Origin of the sequence: Enterococcus mundtii, assembly GCF_002947535.1 — a bacterium.
In the GTDB taxonomy this organism is placed as follows: domain Bacteria; phylum Bacillota; class Bacilli; order Lactobacillales; family Enterococcaceae; genus Enterococcus_B; species Enterococcus_B mundtii_B.
Map to the genome: position 1 here is coordinate 1 of NZ_PUAP01000075.1, position 979 is coordinate 979.

Annotated in this window: 1 protein-coding gene; it reads left to right on the plus strand. The window is 33.4% G+C overall.

Going from position 1 to position 979, the window contains the following annotated elements; all coding sequences use genetic code 11:
• Positions 1-499: 499 nt before the first annotated feature.
• The coding region (locus CUS89_RS15850; RefSeq protein ID WP_219843346.1) for a hypothetical protein at positions 500-979 on the plus strand (480 nt) is incomplete at its 3' end.

The window sequence follows — 979 nt, forward strand, 5'->3', positions numbered from 1 at the left end:
TTTCATTCTTTGCACGTAAATTGTAAGAAGAAAATTTGTGGTGAATGCAAAAATTCTTTTACTTTGAAATAATCGGTAGCATTCAATTATTAGCAATTTGATTGAAGGATCTTTACAAGTTGACGTGTTCAACTTAGTGAAGATCCTTCTTTTTTGTTGTCCTTTCAGGGTTTTATCAAGTAGCGGATCAAAAAATTATTTTCTCACAAAAATCTTTCTTTCAATTTCTCCTAATCGAAAGGGAAAAAATGACGTTACGTCAGACATGGATGACCGATAAACTTGAAGAAGTAAAGCTTTTCAATGCTTTTCTAATTGATTTGAAAAAGGAGTGAATAGTAAAAAGACGATTAAGAAACGTAAAATACATAACGTTTTTATAGAAGAGTCATTTGAAATACTACGAACATCCTTTAAAGAAAAAAGAAATGGTTATCAATGGAGAATAAACAGACAAAAATGTTTTTCTCTTGTTGTTTGATAAAAGGGAGGAAATGATTTGAGAACAAGAAAAAAACTGTTGAACAGTGCTTTGATCCTAGGTTTGACCTTAGGTAATCTTAATGGCACAGTTGTTCAGGCAGTGACGGCATTCAATGCGTTAGGTCCGATCCAAAGTAGACAAGCAAGGACGACTACCAATGAGAGTGAAACAAAAAATGAGGAAAAAGAAACAAATAAAAAAGAGAAGCAACCAGAGAAAGAACAAACTAACTCGAAGGAAGTAAAAGAACTAAGCAAAGAAGAGTTAAAGGAACTAAGTAAAGAAGAAATGAAAGAACGAAGTGATTCGTTAGATCAAATATTAAATCCCACCCACGCACAAGATGTACCTTCGTGGATTCCGGATGTAAGTAATCTTCGTGATAGGCAATTAGGAGACATGTTGACTGGTCGCTTAAGAGATGGAATCAGAAGCAACCTAGATCTGACACAAGATAATTTTAACGTAGGGGATAAAGTTATTTTAAGAAATGTT